We start from the raw sequence: 13,354 nt of genomic DNA, 5'->3' as shown, positions 1-13,354 counted from the left end.
GCGGCTCTTATCCTTTCGGCACCAGCTTCACCAGCTTGCCGTCGTCGCCGTCGGTGAGCAGCCAGACGGTGCCGTCATCGCGCACCTCCACTTCGCGGATGCGCGTGCCGAAGTCCCAGCGCCCCGCCTTGTGGAGCGCTTCGCCGTCGATCCGCATCTGCACCAGTCCCTCGCCCGACAGCGCGCCCATCAACAGGCTGTTTTTCCAGCCCGGATAAAGGTCGCCGCCATAAAAGGCGAGCCCGGCTGGCGAGACCGCGGGGTTCCACCACAGCTTTGGCGCCGCAAACTCCGGGCGCGTCGGATGGTCCGGGATGTCACGGCCGTCATAATGGTCGCCGTTCGACACGATCGGATAGCCATAATTGGCCTTTGCCTCGACCAGATTGACCTCGTCGCCGTGGCGCGGCCCCATTTCCTGATTCCACAGCCGCCCGGCACCGTCGAAGGCGAGGCCCAGGATGTTGCGGTGGCCCAGCGACCAGATTTGGGCCGTAACGCCGTCTTCGCCGGCAAAGGGATTGTCGGCGGGGACGCTGCCGTCGGGGTTGAGGCGGACGATCTTGCCGAGATTGCCCGTCATGTCCTGCGCCGGGTCGAACTTTTGCCGTTCGCCCGAGGCGATGAACAGATATTTGCCGTCGGGCGAGAAGGCGAGGCGGTGCGAATAATGACCGCGGCCCGTGACCTTCGGCGCCTGTTTCCAGATGATCTCCAGCCCCTCGATGCGCGGTGCGGCGCCCTGGACCAGCTTTGCGCGGCCCGCGACCGCGCCATAGGTGCCGTCGCGGCCCGCTTCGACCCAGCTCAGGTAAATCGTGCCGGTGGTCGCAAAATCGGGCGCGACGATGACGTCGCCGAAGCCGCCCTGGCCGCCATAGGCAACCGCGGGAGTCCCCGCGACGTCGAGCGTCGGGCCGCTTTCCTGCCACAGTTTCAGCTTGCCTGCTTTTTCGGTGACCAGCGCGGCGCGGGTGCCGGGCAGGAAGGTCATCGCCCAGGGCTCGTCGAAGCGCGCGACCTCCTGCACCGTGAAGGGGGCATCGGCGAGCGGGGCGGCGGGATGGTCGCCCGATGCGTCGAGCGCGGCGGCGTCGGCGGACGCGGCTTTCGTGCTCGCCGGCGCCGAGCAGGCGGCCACCGCAAGCGCGGCGATCAAAGCAAGGGGAGGAAGATTTCTCATCGGAAAATCTCGCTTGGCTGGGGAAGAGCTGTTGTTTTGACGCAGCGGCGCGCCGTTGTCGAGGGACGTGAAACCATCCGTCGCCCCCGTGGAGGCGGGGCCGCTGGAAGCCTTGCCCGGCGGCGTGGCGTAAACCGCCGACGGCCCCCGCCTTCGCGGGGACGACGGGCCATTACCGGTTCGCCGCCTCGCGGCGCGCGGCGATTTCCTCGACGCTGTCCATGATCGCATCGACTGCTTCGCTTGCGGGCGGCGTGTCGGCGCGCTTCTGCGCGAACTGGCCGCGCGCCATGATGTCCTCGAGCGCGGCGCGCGCGCGCGACACGCGGCTTTTCATCGTGCCAAGCGCGCAGCCGCAGATGCTCGCCGCTTCCTCGTACGACATGCCGCCCGCGCCGACCAGGATCAGCGCCTCGCGCTGATCCTGCGGCAATTCCATCAGCCCGCGTTGCAGGTCGGCCATTTCGCCGCTTTCCTCCTGGCTTGCGGGGGTCGACATGGAGCGTTCGACGGCGGTTTCGTCATATTCGCCGACAAACTTGTTGCGGCGCATCTGCGACAGAAAGGTGTTGCGCAGGATCACGAAGGTCCACGCCTTGATCGACGTGCCGCGCTCGAACCGGTCGCGCGACGCCCACGCCTTGACCATCGTGTCCTGTGTCAGGTCGTCGGCGAGGTCGGGGTTGCCCGAGAGGCTGCGGCCATAGGCGCGCAGATGGGGAATGACGTCCGCGAGCAGGGCCTTGAATTCGCTGTCCGAAAGCGCGTCGGCCTGCGGCCGCGAGGCGGCGGCGGTGGGGGCGGTCATTATGATTTGGGGCTTGTTTGCTCGATCTGCGCAAGCAGGTCGAGCATATGGTCGGGCAATGGCTCGGCGACGATATTGCCATAGATCATGCGCAGTTTCGCGCTCACCGGTTCGGGCGCCTGCCGCCCGGTCAGCGTGCGATGCCATTCGTCGCCATGCGTCCCGGGAAAGCTTCCCTGCGCGCGGCGCGGCGCATCGGCGCCCAGGGGTCGCGGTGACCCCTTGTCATCCATTCCTTTGTTGCCTTGCGTTGCCATGCGAGAGCAACGAGGAAATACGCCCAGGGTTCCCCCGCCACCCGATTTTTGCGACGAATGCGTTGCCAGGAAGCCACACTCGTCCTAATCAGGCGCCTGTGAGGGGTCACACGGTAGGGCCATTGCGCCGAACGACTGGAGCGTGACCACTTGCTTTCCGTAATCTATGTCAGCGTCGCCGACCCGCTGCTTTCACCCGCCGACATCAACGCCATATTGACGAGTTCGCGCCGCAACAATGCCCGCGACGCGCTGACCGGCGCGCTCATCTATAACGGGCATAATTTCATGCAATTGCTCGAAGGGCCTGCCGATCGCGTCGATGCTTGCCTGGCGGTGATTCGGGACGATTCGCGGCACAGCGGGATGATCGAAATCCGGCGCCGCGCGATCGAGCGACGCGATTTCGCCGACTGGGCCATGCTGTACGAACCCGCCTTTCACGGCCACGAGGCGGAGTTCGCCCGACTGGCGGCGAACGGCCGGCTCGATCCCGAGTTCGAGCGGATGCTCGGCAATTTCGTCGCGCTCGGCCGCCGCCCGCCGCCGTCCGGCGGGCAGGCGCCCTTGCAATGACCGGCGAGCGCGCTAAGCCCGTCATACGCCAGCGAAAAATCGACCGTCAGGCAAAGGGATTCTTATCAGCACCATAACGCCCCAACCGCTCGACGACGCCAGCTTCAAGCAGGAGCTGGCGGCGATGCTGCCGCACCTGCGCGCCTTCGGGCGCAGCCTGACGGGCAATGCGGATCTGGCCGACGATCTGGTGCAGGAAACGATGCTGAAGGCGTGGAAGGCGCGCGCAATATGTGCCCGGCCCTGCGAGCATGAAAAGCTGGGCTTTCGTCATTCTGCGCAACTGTTTTCTGTCGCAGATGCGGCGCAGGAAGTTCACCGCCGAATATGACGAGCTCGCCGCCGAACGTCTGCTCGTGGCGCCCGACGACCAGGACGACAGCCTCCACCTCGCCGACGTTCAACGCGCGCTGTTGATGCTGCCCGTCGACCAGCGCGAAGCGTTGATCCTGATCGGCGCGGGACAGCTGAGCTATGAGGAAGGCGCAGCGATCTGCGGCTGCGCGATCGGCACGATGAAAAGCCGCGTGTCGCGCGGACGCGCGGCGCTCCAGGCGATCCTGGAAAGCGGCGAAATGCCGCGGCGGAGCAGCGACGAATTGCCGTCGAACGAAGCCTTCCGCGCGATCATGGACCATGTCGACGAGCTGACGGGTGGTGCGCCGACGCCGGACTGAGTTTTTTTTCGGGCTTTCGCCGACCGATGCCGCAAATCGTGTCGATGCTATGCCGCGAGCTGGGGCGTGAAGAGCAGGCTCTGGCTGATCGCGGCGCGCACCGTATTTTCGCGGAACGGCTTGGAGATGAGAAAGGTCGGTTCGACCCGTCCGCCGGTGAGCAGCCGCTCGGGAAAGGCGGTGATGAAGATGGCGGGCACTGGCGCGTGTGCCAAAATATCCTGCACCGCGTCGATCCCCGACGATCCGTCAGCGAGCTGGATGTCGGCAAGCACCAGCCCGGCGTCGGTGTTCTCGAACGCCGCGACCGCATCTTCGTGCGTCGTTGCGATCGCGGCGACATCGTGGCCGAGTCCGCGGACGATCTGTTCGAGTTCCATCGCGATCAGCGGCTCGTCCTCGATGATGAGCACCGAGGTGCGCGATTCGCGGTCGAGGTCAGCCACCGCGTCGGCAAGCAGCGATTCGACCGTCGCCGTGTCGGTTCCCGTGATCTGTCCCGCTTCCTCGACCGAAAAGCCCTCCAGCGCGGTGAGCAACAGGATCTGCCGCCCAAGCGGCGTCATCTGCTGAAGCCGCTGGTGCGCGGCGCGGACGAGGACGTTTTCGGCGTCGTCGCTGCCCTCGCCATCGTCGATATAGGCGCTTTCCCAGATGCGGTGGAAACTCCGGTACAGGTCGATGCGGGTGCTGGCGCCGCTGCGGAACTCGTCCGGCGCCGCAACGATCACTTCCAGCAGCGCATGGACAAAATTGTCGCCATGCTGCTGGCTGCCGGTCAGCGCGCGCGCGTAGCGGCGCAAATAGGGAAGATGCCCACGGATTTCGTCGCCCAAACTCATCAAATCGCCTCCCTTTGCGACTGGATACGCCCTCGCCGCCTTTCGGTTCCTTGGCGGCGGGTGCAACCCGTCGCGTGCTGATGCGTAGAGTCAGCCGGGTCGCGCCGTGGCGGTAGGGGCAAGTTGGTGAAATCGTGCCGTTTCGCACTCCGGGCGGCAACATTGTTTTTTTAGGACCAAGTTCATGGCAGAGCGGCCGCCTGGGGACATGAGCGATGCGGCGCGGGCCACATCGGTGGCGCGTGGGGGACGGGATTTGCTGCAAACCAACGACGAACGCTTCGAGAGCGAGCGGCGACGGGTCGAAACGCTGCGCGAATATCATCTGCTCGATACCGGCGCCGAACCGGCGTTCGACCGGGTGACCAAGCTGGTCGCGGACCTGTTCGACGCCCCGATAGCGCTCATCTCGCTCGTCGACGACTGCCGCCAGTGGTTCAAGTCGGCGCACGGCCTCGACGTTCGGGAGACGCCGCGCGATATCAGCTTCTGCGAACATGTCGTGGAGGACGAACAGCCGCTCATCGTCGGCGACGCGGTCAGCGATCCGCGCTTTCGCGACAATCCGCTCGTGACGGGCGAGCCCCACGTCCGTTTTTATGCCGGGGTGCCGCTCTTCGCCTATAATGGTGCGATCCTCGGCACGCTCTGCATCATCGACCGCAAACCGCGTGCGGCGCCCAGCCCGCGCGAGGTCGAGCGGCTTCAGGATTTCGCCGCGCTGGTGATGGCCGAGGCCGACCTGCGCCGGATCGTCGGCGAACGCGACGAAGCGCGGCGGACGCTGGAACGCGCGCTCGATTTTTCTGGCATCGCGACATGGCGCTACGATGCGCGCACCGGCACGATCCTCTGGAGCGGGGCGGTGGCCGAACTTTGGGGCGCCGACTATGCGACCGCGCTGGCGCATGTCGACGGCTTCTTCGACCGTCTCCACCCCGACGACCGCGAAGCCGTGCGCGGCGTGCTGGGCGAGTCGGTTGCAAATGGCGGCCATTATGCGACCGAATATCGCATCCTGCATCCCGAACGCGGGGTGCGCTGGATCGCGGTGCACGCCGACTGGGACGTCAGAACCGACGATGCGATCCTGACCGGGGTCAGCATCGACATCACCGAACAGAAAAGCCGCCAGGAAAACGCCAATCTGTTGATGCGCGAACTGCATCACCGGATGCGCAACCTGTTCGCGACGGTCGGCGCGATCATCTCGCTCACCCGCCACGCGGCGCGCGACGTCGACGATTATGTCGAACGGATCAGCAGCCGGCTCGACGCGCTCAACCGCGCGCAGAATGTGCTGCTCGGCGCCAATTTCATGACCGGGTCGATGCACGCGCTGCTGCGCGAGGTGGAGGCGAGCTTTCCGCGTATCCGCTGGTCGGGGCCAGACCTGTTGCTCCCCGAAAATGCGCTGGTGGCGATGGCGCTGCTGTTCAACGAACTGGCGACCAATGCCGCCAAGCATGGCGCATTGTCGGGCGAACGCGGCGAGGTGAAGGTCAGCTGGTCGCAGGACGAAGAAGGCGCCGACGACCGCCGCTTTCGCCTGACCTGGGCCGAAAGCGGCGCCGACCGCGAAATCACACCCCCCGAGCGGACGAGTTTCGGTACCTTGCTGATGGAACGCAGCGTCAGAAACAATCTGGGCGGGACGATCGCGCGGCGCTGGGAACCCGGCGGGCTGATCGTCGACATCACGCTCCCCGCCCGGTGGCGCGAGGCCTGACCGCAGCGGCCGATGCCAAGGGCGACGACCTGGATCGAGCCGCATCCGGGCGGCATCTATGTGAGGCCCGCTGATCTGTGGATCGACCCGTCGCGCCCGGTTGAACGCGCTGCGGTGACGCATGGTCACGCCGATCATGCGCGCAGCGGCCATGGCGCGGTGTTCGCGACCCCCGAAACGCTCGCGATCATGGCGCTGCGCTATGGCGTCGATGCCGAAGCAAGCCAGAATCTGGCGGTCAAATATGGCGACGGATTCGAGCGCGGCGGCGTGCGGTTCAGCTTTCATCCCGCCGGGCATGTGCTCGGCAGCGCGCAGATATTGATGGAATATGCGGGCGAGCGGATCGTCGTCACAGGCGATTACAAACGCCGCGCCGACCCGACCTGCGCGGCGTTCGAGGTGGTGCCGTGCGACATCTTCGTCACCGAGGCGACCTTCGGCCTGCCGGTGTTCCGCCATCCGCCGACGGAGGGCGAGATCGCCAAGCTGGTCGGCGCGGTGCGCGCCGAACCCGACCGCTGCGTCCTCGTGGGCGCCTATGCGCTGGGCAAGGCGCAGCGGGTGATCGCCGAACTGCGCGGCGCGGGGTGGGATGCGCCGATCTATATCCACGGCGCGCTGGAAAAAATGTGTGCGCTCTATGCCGGGCACGGTGTCGATCTTGGCGAGCTGCGGCCGGTCGGCGAAACCGACAAGGCGGAAATGGCGGGGCAGATCGTTGTCGCGCCGCCCTCGGCATTGAACGACCGCTGGTCGCGGCGGCTGCCCGACCCGGTGACCGCGATGGCATCGGGGTGGATGCGCGTCCGCCAGCGCGCGCGGCAGCGGATGGTCGAACTGCCGCTCGTCATTTCGGACCATGCCGACTGGGACGAGCTGACCGCGACGATCGCCGAGGTGAACCCCGGCGAGACGTGGATCACCCATGGCAGCGAGGACGGCCTTTTGCGCTGGTGCGAACTCACCCAGCGCAAGGCGCGCGCGCTGCACCTCGTCGGCCGCGATCTGGAGGAAGAGGCGTGAAGGCCTTTGCCGCGCTGATCGACCGGCTGATCTACACGCGGTCGCGCAATACGAAGCTCGCGCTGATCGTCGATTATCTGCGCCACACGCCCGATCCCGATCGCGGCTGGGCGATCGCGGCGCTGACCGAAAGCCTCGACTTTCCGGCGGTGAAGGCAGGGATGGTGCGCGCCTTGCTCGCGACGCGCGTGGACGAGGAGTTGTTCCGCCTGTCGCGGCATTTCGTCGGCGATACGGCCGAGACCGCGGCGTTGCTGTGGCCGGAGTCTGGAAAGCCCCTCCCCTTCAGGGGAGGGGTTGGGGTGGGGTCCATCGGCCTTGCGCAAGGCCGATGGACCCCACCCGCTGCAACTAGGGAGCAAAGCTCCCAAGTCTCGCTGCCCTCCCCCGAAGGGGAGGGCGAATTAAGCGTGTCCCAGGCCGTCGATGCGCTTTCCGCTGCCACGCGCTCCGACGCTCCGGCGATCCTCGCGTCCTTGCTCGACCGGCTCGACGCCGACGGCCGCTACGCGCTGCTCAAGCTCGCGCTCGGCGGGATGCGCGTCGGCGTGTCGGCGCGGCTCGCGAAACAGGCGTTTGCCCAGGCGTTCGACCTGGCGATCGACGATGTCGAGGAGCTGTGGCACGCGATCCCGCCGCCCTATGCGCCGCTCTTTGCGTGGGGCGAGGGGAGGGCGGCGCGCCCCGACCTGGCCGACGTCGCCTTTTTTCGCCCCTTCATGCTCGCGCATCCGCTGGAGGAGGAGCGCGTCGACCTCGCCGACTATGCCGCCGAATGGAAATGGGACGGCATCCGCGTCCAGATCGTCCGCGGCGGCGGCGCGACGCGCATCTACAGCCGCGGCGGCGAGGAGATCAGCGCGGCCTTTCCCGAACTGGTCGCGGCGTTCGACCAGGAGGCGGTGATCGACGGCGAACTGCTCGTGCGCGGCGATGCGCAGGGTGGGCAAGCCGCGAGCTTCAATGCTTTGCAACAACGCCTCGGCCGCAAGACGGTGCCCAAAAAGATGCTCGCCGACTATCCGGCGTTCGTGCGCGTCTACGATCTTCTCGCGGTCGACGGCAGTGACCTGCGCCCCCTGCCATGGACCGAGCGGCGGCGGCAGCTGGAGGGCTTCGTCCCGCGCCTCGCCGCCAGCCATTTCGACCTGTCGCAGATTATCGAGGCACGCGATTTCGACGACCTCGCCGAGCGCCGCGCCGGCGCGCGCGACGCGGCGATCGAGGGGGTGATGCTCAAACGCCGCGATGCACCTTATGTGGCGGGGCGCCGCGCCGGGCTCTGGTATAAATGGAAACGCGACCCGCTCACCGCCGATTGCGTGATGATGTATGCGCAGCGCGGCAACGGGCGGCGCGCGAGCTTCTATTCGGATTACACCTTCGGCTGCTGGTCCGACGCGGGTGAGTTGCTGCCCGTGGGAAAGGCCTATTCGGGTTTCACCGACGAGGAGCTGAAATGGCTCGACAGATTCGTGCGCGACAACACGCTGAACCGCTTCGGCCCGGTGCGCGAGGTCGAAAAGTCGCTCGTGCTCGAAGTCGCGTTCGACTCGATCCACAGCAGCAAGCGGCACAAGTCGGGCCTCGCGATGCGCTTCCCGCGCATTTCGCGCATCCGCCGCGACAAGCCCGCCGAGGAGGCCGACCGGATCGCGACGCTGCGGGCGATGGTGACCTAGCCGCGTTCGTCATTGCGAGCGGAGTGAAGCAATCTCCAGCCATCGGCGTGGCGTGGCGTCGATGGCTGGAGATTGCTTCGTCGCTTCGCTCCTCGCAATGACGGGACATACGAAAATTTCCCCGTCACGGGGTTGCAACCCTCGCACGCGATACCGAGTTAAAGCCCGCAAACATCTCAAAACAATATGGAGACTGCCATGACGATCGCCCATCCTCCCCTCCCTTACGCTCAGGACGCGCTCGCGCCCCATATTTCGGCCGACACGCTGGCGACGCACCATGGCAAGCATCACAAGGCCTATGTCGACAAGGTCAACGCCGCGATCGAGGGCACCGAGCTGGCGGACAAGCCGCTCGAAGAAATCGTCCATCACGCCGAAGGGTCGGGCAACAAGGCTCTGTTCAACAATGCGGCGCAGTCGTGGAATCACGCCTTTTACTGGGAAAGTCTGAGCCCGACGAAGACCGAACCCAAGGGCGATCTCCTCGCCGCGATCGACCGCGATTTCGGGTCGCTGGACGCGCTCAAGAAAAAGCTCAAGGAAACCGCCGTCAATCACTTCGCCTCCGGCTGGGCGTGGCTCGTCTCGCGCGACGGAACGCTGTCGGTAACCGACACGCACGACGCGGGCACCGAACTCGTCGCCGGCATCAAGCCGCTGCTCGTCATCGACTTGTGGGAACATGCCTACTATATCGACCGCAAGAATCTGCGTCCGGCCTATGTCGACGCGGTGGTCGACGAATTGCTCAACTGGGATTTCGCGGCGGAGAATCTCGCGCGCGACGGCAGCTGGACCTATCCGGCGTAAAAAAATGCTCCTCCCTGTGGCGAAGCCATGGGGACGCGGCAGCGCGAAGCGCTGACGGAGGGGCTATGGCGCGACGTCGCCGCCCCTCCACGGCCTTCGGCGGTCCCGCTGGCGCTGCGCGCCGTCTGCGACTCCCCCGTCGCTTCGCGACAGGGAGGATTTCCCCGAAGCCGTAACGAAAACTGAACTGCTATCTATCGCCATGACGCCGCCGCCTCTATACGCGCCGCCATGACGATCAGCCTGTTTGAACTCTTCAAAATCGGTGTCGGTCCCTCCAGCTCGCATACCGTCGGGCCGATGGTTGCGGCGCGGCGCTTCACCGTCTGGCTCGACGAGCAGATGCTGCTCGGCAAAACCGTGCATGTCGAGGCGGACCTTTATGGCTCGCTCGCGCTGACGGGCAAGGGCCACGCCGCCGACACCGCGGTCGTCGCGGGCCTTGCCGGCGAAATCCCCGCCTCGACCAGCCTTGCCGCGATCAAGGCGCATTGGGACCGCGCGACAAGCGAAGGTTTCCTCTATCTGCTCGGCCGCCAGCGCGTCCGCTTTCAGCCCGTGCGTGATCTGCATTTCCAGATGCGCCAGCGCCAGCCGTTTCACAGCAATGCGCTCAGCTTCACCGCGCGCGATGGCGAGGGAGAAATCCTCGCCAAACGCATGTATTTCTCGATCGGCGGCGGCTTCGTCGTCGACGAGGACGAAGCGGGGCGCAACAGCCGCGGGGCGGAGGATGAGGTCGAGCTTCCGTTCGCCTTTACCTCGGGCGCCGATCTGCTCGCCATGGGTGCGGCGTCGGGCAAGAGTTTCGCCGAAATGATGCTCGAGAATGAGCTGGTTCATCGCAGCATTGAGGAGGTTGAGGCGGGGCTCGACGAAATCGCCGCCGCGATGGACGCGTCGATCGACGCGGGCTGCTCAAGCACCGGCACGCTCCCCGGCGGGCTCAAGGTCAAGCGCCGCGCGCCGCAGATCGCCGCCGACATTCGCGAACGGCATGAGGCGAATCTGTCCGATCCGATGGCGATGATGGACTGGATCAACCTGTGGGCGATGGCGGTGAACGAGGAGAATGCCGCGGGCGGCAAGGTCGTCACTGCGCCCACCAACGGCGCGGCGGGGATCATTCCGGCGGTGATCCGCTATTACAGGCGCAGCTACCGCGGCGACGCGAAGGGGGTGCGCACCTTCCTGCTCGCCGCGGGCGCGGTCGGCGCGCTCTACAAGCGCAATGCCAGCATCTCGGGCGCCGAGGTCGGCTGCCAGGGCGAGGTCGGCGTCGCCTGCTCGATGGCGGCGGCGGGGCTGACCGCGGCGCTGGGCGGCACCAACGCGCAGGTCGAAAATGCCGCCGAGATCGGCATGGAGCATAATCTCGGCCTCACCTGTGATCCGATTGGCGGTCTCGTCCAGATCCCGTGCATCGAACGCAACGCGATGGGCGCGATCAAGGCGATCGACGCCAGCCGCATCGCGATGATCGGCGACGGCACGCATGTGGTGAGTTTGGACACGGTGATCGCGACGATGCTGCAAACCGGCCGCGACATGCGCGACAAATATAAGGAAACGTCGAAGGGGGGGCTCGCGGTCAGCGTCGTGGAGTGTTGAACCCCCGCTTTCCTTCATCGCCATTGCGGACTCGGCCGGGGCGACGAGGTTGAGGACAAGCGGAAAACTGTCGCTTTCCTGCCCTGTTCCGCTGTGCCGGCCTGCGGACCGGTTCTTTGAATTCGTCGCTGTCCGCCTTTTCTCGTAAAGTCGCAAAGGACGCGGATGGCTTGCCTCTGTGGCGGCGTCGGCGCTACCGAAACGGGTCGCCGCGCGCCGTCGCATAATGCGCCATCGCCATCGTCGTCCATTGCGCATTGACGCGGATGCAGCTGGGGAAGACGCTGGCGTCGGTGACGAGGACGTTGGTGGTGCCGTGGACGCGGCAGTTCAGGTCGACAATGCCGTGCTGCGGGTCTTCATTCATCGCATTGCCGCCGTGCGGGTGGCTGCTCGACAGGGTGACATCATCCTGTTCGCGGATCGCGGCGTCGAAAAAAGCGTCGACATCCATGTCGGGCGTCACCGTCTGACCCCTTGCCAGCGCGGGATAGCATTCGAGCGCCCCGGCGGCGAAATGCACTTTGGTCAGCGTCGCCATCGCGCGACGGAGCAGCGGCAGCTCGTCGCCCGTATCGAGACGGAACCTGAGCTTGCCATCGACGATCCGGCCGCGCCGGTCGGCAGGAAAGAGGATGCCCGCCGAATGGACGCGGCCGTAATTTTTCATGCGCGCGGCGTGTTCGGCGAACCAGCCCGGCATCAGCGAGGCCATCGACATCGGCGGCTGGAAATGGCTTTCGAGCAGGAAGTCGCCGCAATCGACATAGCTCGACATCTGATCCTCGTCCCACGCATCGCCGCCGACGCCCGGCGGCATCAGCGCGACGACGGGCGAGGCGACGTTGAGCGAGACCTGATAGCCGGTATGATCGATATCGCTGCGGTCGAGCAGTTTCGACGAGGCGATCGTGCCCGCGGCGACGACGACGCCGACGCGCGCGCGGACGAGGCGGGACGATCCACCCGGCAGGACGAGTCGCACCGCCTCGGCTTCGCGCCGCCCGTCGATCGCGGTCTGCCACAATATCTGCTGGACCTTGGTGCCGGGCAGGATGCGCGCGCCATGGTCGCGGCACGCCTGCGGCAGATAGGTTTGCGCGACGCCCATGCGGCGGCCATAGGCGCAGCCCGCATTGCAATAGCCGCAATAAGCGCAGGCATTGGGCGTGTTCGGCGGCCCAAAGTTCTTGTCGAACCAGTCGGCGACCGCGCGCTTGTCCCTGGGGTCGATCGAGGCTTCGGCATAGGCGCGCCAGCCGTTCATCAGGTGCGGGCCGTTGTGACGCCCGCTGCGCGGTTCGATGCGGGCAATGCCGAGCATCGCCTGCACCGCGTCATAGCTGGCATGAAAGGCGGCACGGTCGATGGGTGCGCCGATGCTCGCCCATTTGGCGAGCACGTCCGGCGCGTCGGGATGTGTGCGGCCGGGCTCGTTCACGCGCAAACAGATACCATTGTTGATCGTCGACGATCCGCCGACGCAGCGCCCCTGGAAGACGACGAAATCACGGTTGGTCGTCGTCTGCACCGCGCCATGCTTGTAAAGATTCGCGATCATGTCGAGTTCGTGGTGGGTGATCGCATGGCTGGGATAGAATGGGCCGGCTTCGACGATCAGCACCTTATAGCCCTGCGCCGCGATGTTATAGGCGGCGACCGCGCCGCCCGCGCCCGAACCGACGACGATCACGTCATATTCGTCGCCGACACCGTCGGCGGTCAGGATGTGCGCGGGGTCGATCTCGCGGCCCTGAACGGGCGCGATCGGGACGTCGTCCGGGCCGCGTGCGCGGAACCTGGGGAGCGCGAAACCGATCTGGCGGTGGACGGGGTTCGCGACATTGTCGTCCTGATCGCCGGGCAGCCAGTGGCCATAATAGCAGGCATAGACGATGCCGCGCAGCCGTCCCATGTCCTGAAACAGATCAATGCGGCTGTCGCGCAGCCGGTCGGCGATGCGTTCGGCGCGCGTCCGGACATCGACCTCGACAAACAGCGGGCCGAGCGCGATCTCGGTGGCGATGAGCGAGACGCGCATCTCGTCGAGCTTGGTGCCGCCGACCTTGCCGAACAGTTCGGCGATATTGGCCACGACCTGATCGGGGGTGATGGCCATGGCCGCGCCGTCGAACAAGGCCTCGGTCAAG

Annotated in this window: 11 protein-coding genes and 1 pseudogene; 7 read left to right on the top strand and 5 right to left on the bottom strand. The window is 66.1% G+C overall.

Features of this window, described 5'->3' with window-relative positions:
* Nucleotides 1-7: 7 nt before the first annotated feature.
* From SPYCA_RS11895 to SPYCA_RS11885, 3 genes are all read right to left on the bottom strand, one after another.
* Nucleotides 8-1,183: a PQQ-dependent sugar dehydrogenase gene (locus tag SPYCA_RS11895; RefSeq protein ID WP_120220664.1), complete on the bottom strand. Its 1,176-nt coding sequence runs from the start codon at nt 1,181-1,183 to the stop codon at nt 8-10.
* 172 nt (nt 1,184-1,355) lie between these two features.
* Complete coding sequence (locus tag SPYCA_RS11890; protein ID WP_120220663.1) at nt 1,356-1,991, bottom strand: sigma-70 family RNA polymerase sigma factor; 636 nt, start codon at nt 1,989-1,991, stop codon at nt 1,356-1,358.
* Complete coding sequence (locus tag SPYCA_RS11885) at nt 1,991-2,224, bottom strand: NepR family anti-sigma factor (protein ID WP_120220661.1); 234 nt, start codon at nt 2,222-2,224, stop codon at nt 1,991-1,993. Before SPYCA_RS11885 ends, SPYCA_RS11890 begins: the two co-directional genes overlap by 1 nt.
* 174 nt (nt 2,225-2,398) lie before the next feature.
* Between SPYCA_RS11885 and SPYCA_RS11880 the strand changes: the two genes are divergently transcribed.
* Both SPYCA_RS11880 and SPYCA_RS11875 read left to right on the top strand, forming a co-directional pair.
* Nucleotides 2,399-2,824, top strand: coding sequence for a BLUF domain-containing protein (locus SPYCA_RS11880; RefSeq protein WP_120220659.1), 426 nt, complete (start codon nt 2,399-2,401; stop codon nt 2,822-2,824).
* 124 nt (nt 2,825-2,948) lie between these two features.
* Nucleotides 2,949-3,501: pseudogene (locus tag SPYCA_RS11875) on the top strand (sigma-70 family RNA polymerase sigma factor).
* A 47-nt stretch (nt 3,502-3,548) separates the two neighbouring features.
* On the opposite strand, the gene SPYCA_RS11870 reads toward SPYCA_RS11875, so the two are convergent.
* Nucleotides 3,549-4,343: a response regulator gene (locus SPYCA_RS11870; RefSeq protein WP_120220657.1), complete on the bottom strand. Its 795-nt coding sequence runs from the start codon at nt 4,341-4,343 to the stop codon at nt 3,549-3,551.
* Nucleotides 4,344-4,527: 184 nt separating this feature from the next.
* On the opposite strand from SPYCA_RS11870, the gene SPYCA_RS19715 reads away from it, so the two are divergent.
* From SPYCA_RS19715 to SPYCA_RS11845, 5 genes are all read left to right on the top strand, one after another.
* Nucleotides 4,528-6,072, top strand: coding sequence for a sensor histidine kinase (locus tag SPYCA_RS19715; protein WP_120220656.1), 1,545 nt, complete (start codon nt 4,528-4,530; stop codon nt 6,070-6,072).
* A 12-nt stretch (nt 6,073-6,084) separates the two neighbouring features.
* Nucleotides 6,085-7,098: a ligase-associated DNA damage response exonuclease gene (locus SPYCA_RS11860; protein WP_120220654.1), complete on the top strand. Its 1,014-nt coding sequence runs from the start codon at nt 6,085-6,087 to the stop codon at nt 7,096-7,098.
* Nucleotides 7,095-8,780, top strand: coding sequence for a cisplatin damage response ATP-dependent DNA ligase (locus tag SPYCA_RS11855; RefSeq protein ID WP_120220652.1), 1,686 nt, complete (start codon nt 7,095-7,097; stop codon nt 8,778-8,780). Before SPYCA_RS11860 ends, SPYCA_RS11855 begins: the two co-directional genes overlap by 4 nt.
* A gap of 198 nt (nt 8,781-8,978) precedes the next feature.
* Entirely contained in the window at nt 8,979-9,593 is a 615-nt protein-coding gene (locus SPYCA_RS11850) for a superoxide dismutase (RefSeq protein WP_120222309.1), read from the top strand.
* A 231-nt stretch (nt 9,594-9,824) separates the two neighbouring features.
* The gene (locus SPYCA_RS11845; RefSeq protein WP_120220650.1) at nt 9,825-11,204 is read left to right on the top strand and encodes an L-serine ammonia-lyase; all 1,380 of its coding nucleotides are present in this window, start codon (nt 9,825-9,827) and stop codon (nt 11,202-11,204) included.
* A gap of 193 nt (nt 11,205-11,397) precedes the next feature.
* Here SPYCA_RS11845 and SPYCA_RS11840 read toward each other — a convergent pair whose 3' ends face one another.
* On the bottom strand, nt 11,398-13,353 hold the full coding sequence (locus SPYCA_RS11840; RefSeq protein ID WP_232003285.1) for an FAD-dependent oxidoreductase: 1,956 nt from the start codon (nt 13,351-13,353) through the stop codon (nt 11,398-11,400).
* Between the last annotated feature and the right edge of the window lies 1 nt (nt 13,354).

Origin of the sequence: Sphingopyxis sp. FD7 (assembly GCF_003609835.1) — a bacterium.
Lineage (GTDB): Bacteria > Pseudomonadota > Alphaproteobacteria > Sphingomonadales > Sphingomonadaceae > Sphingopyxis.
The sequence above is the reverse complement of the archived record's forward strand: the minus strand, read 5'-3'. Positions and strand labels throughout refer to the sequence as shown.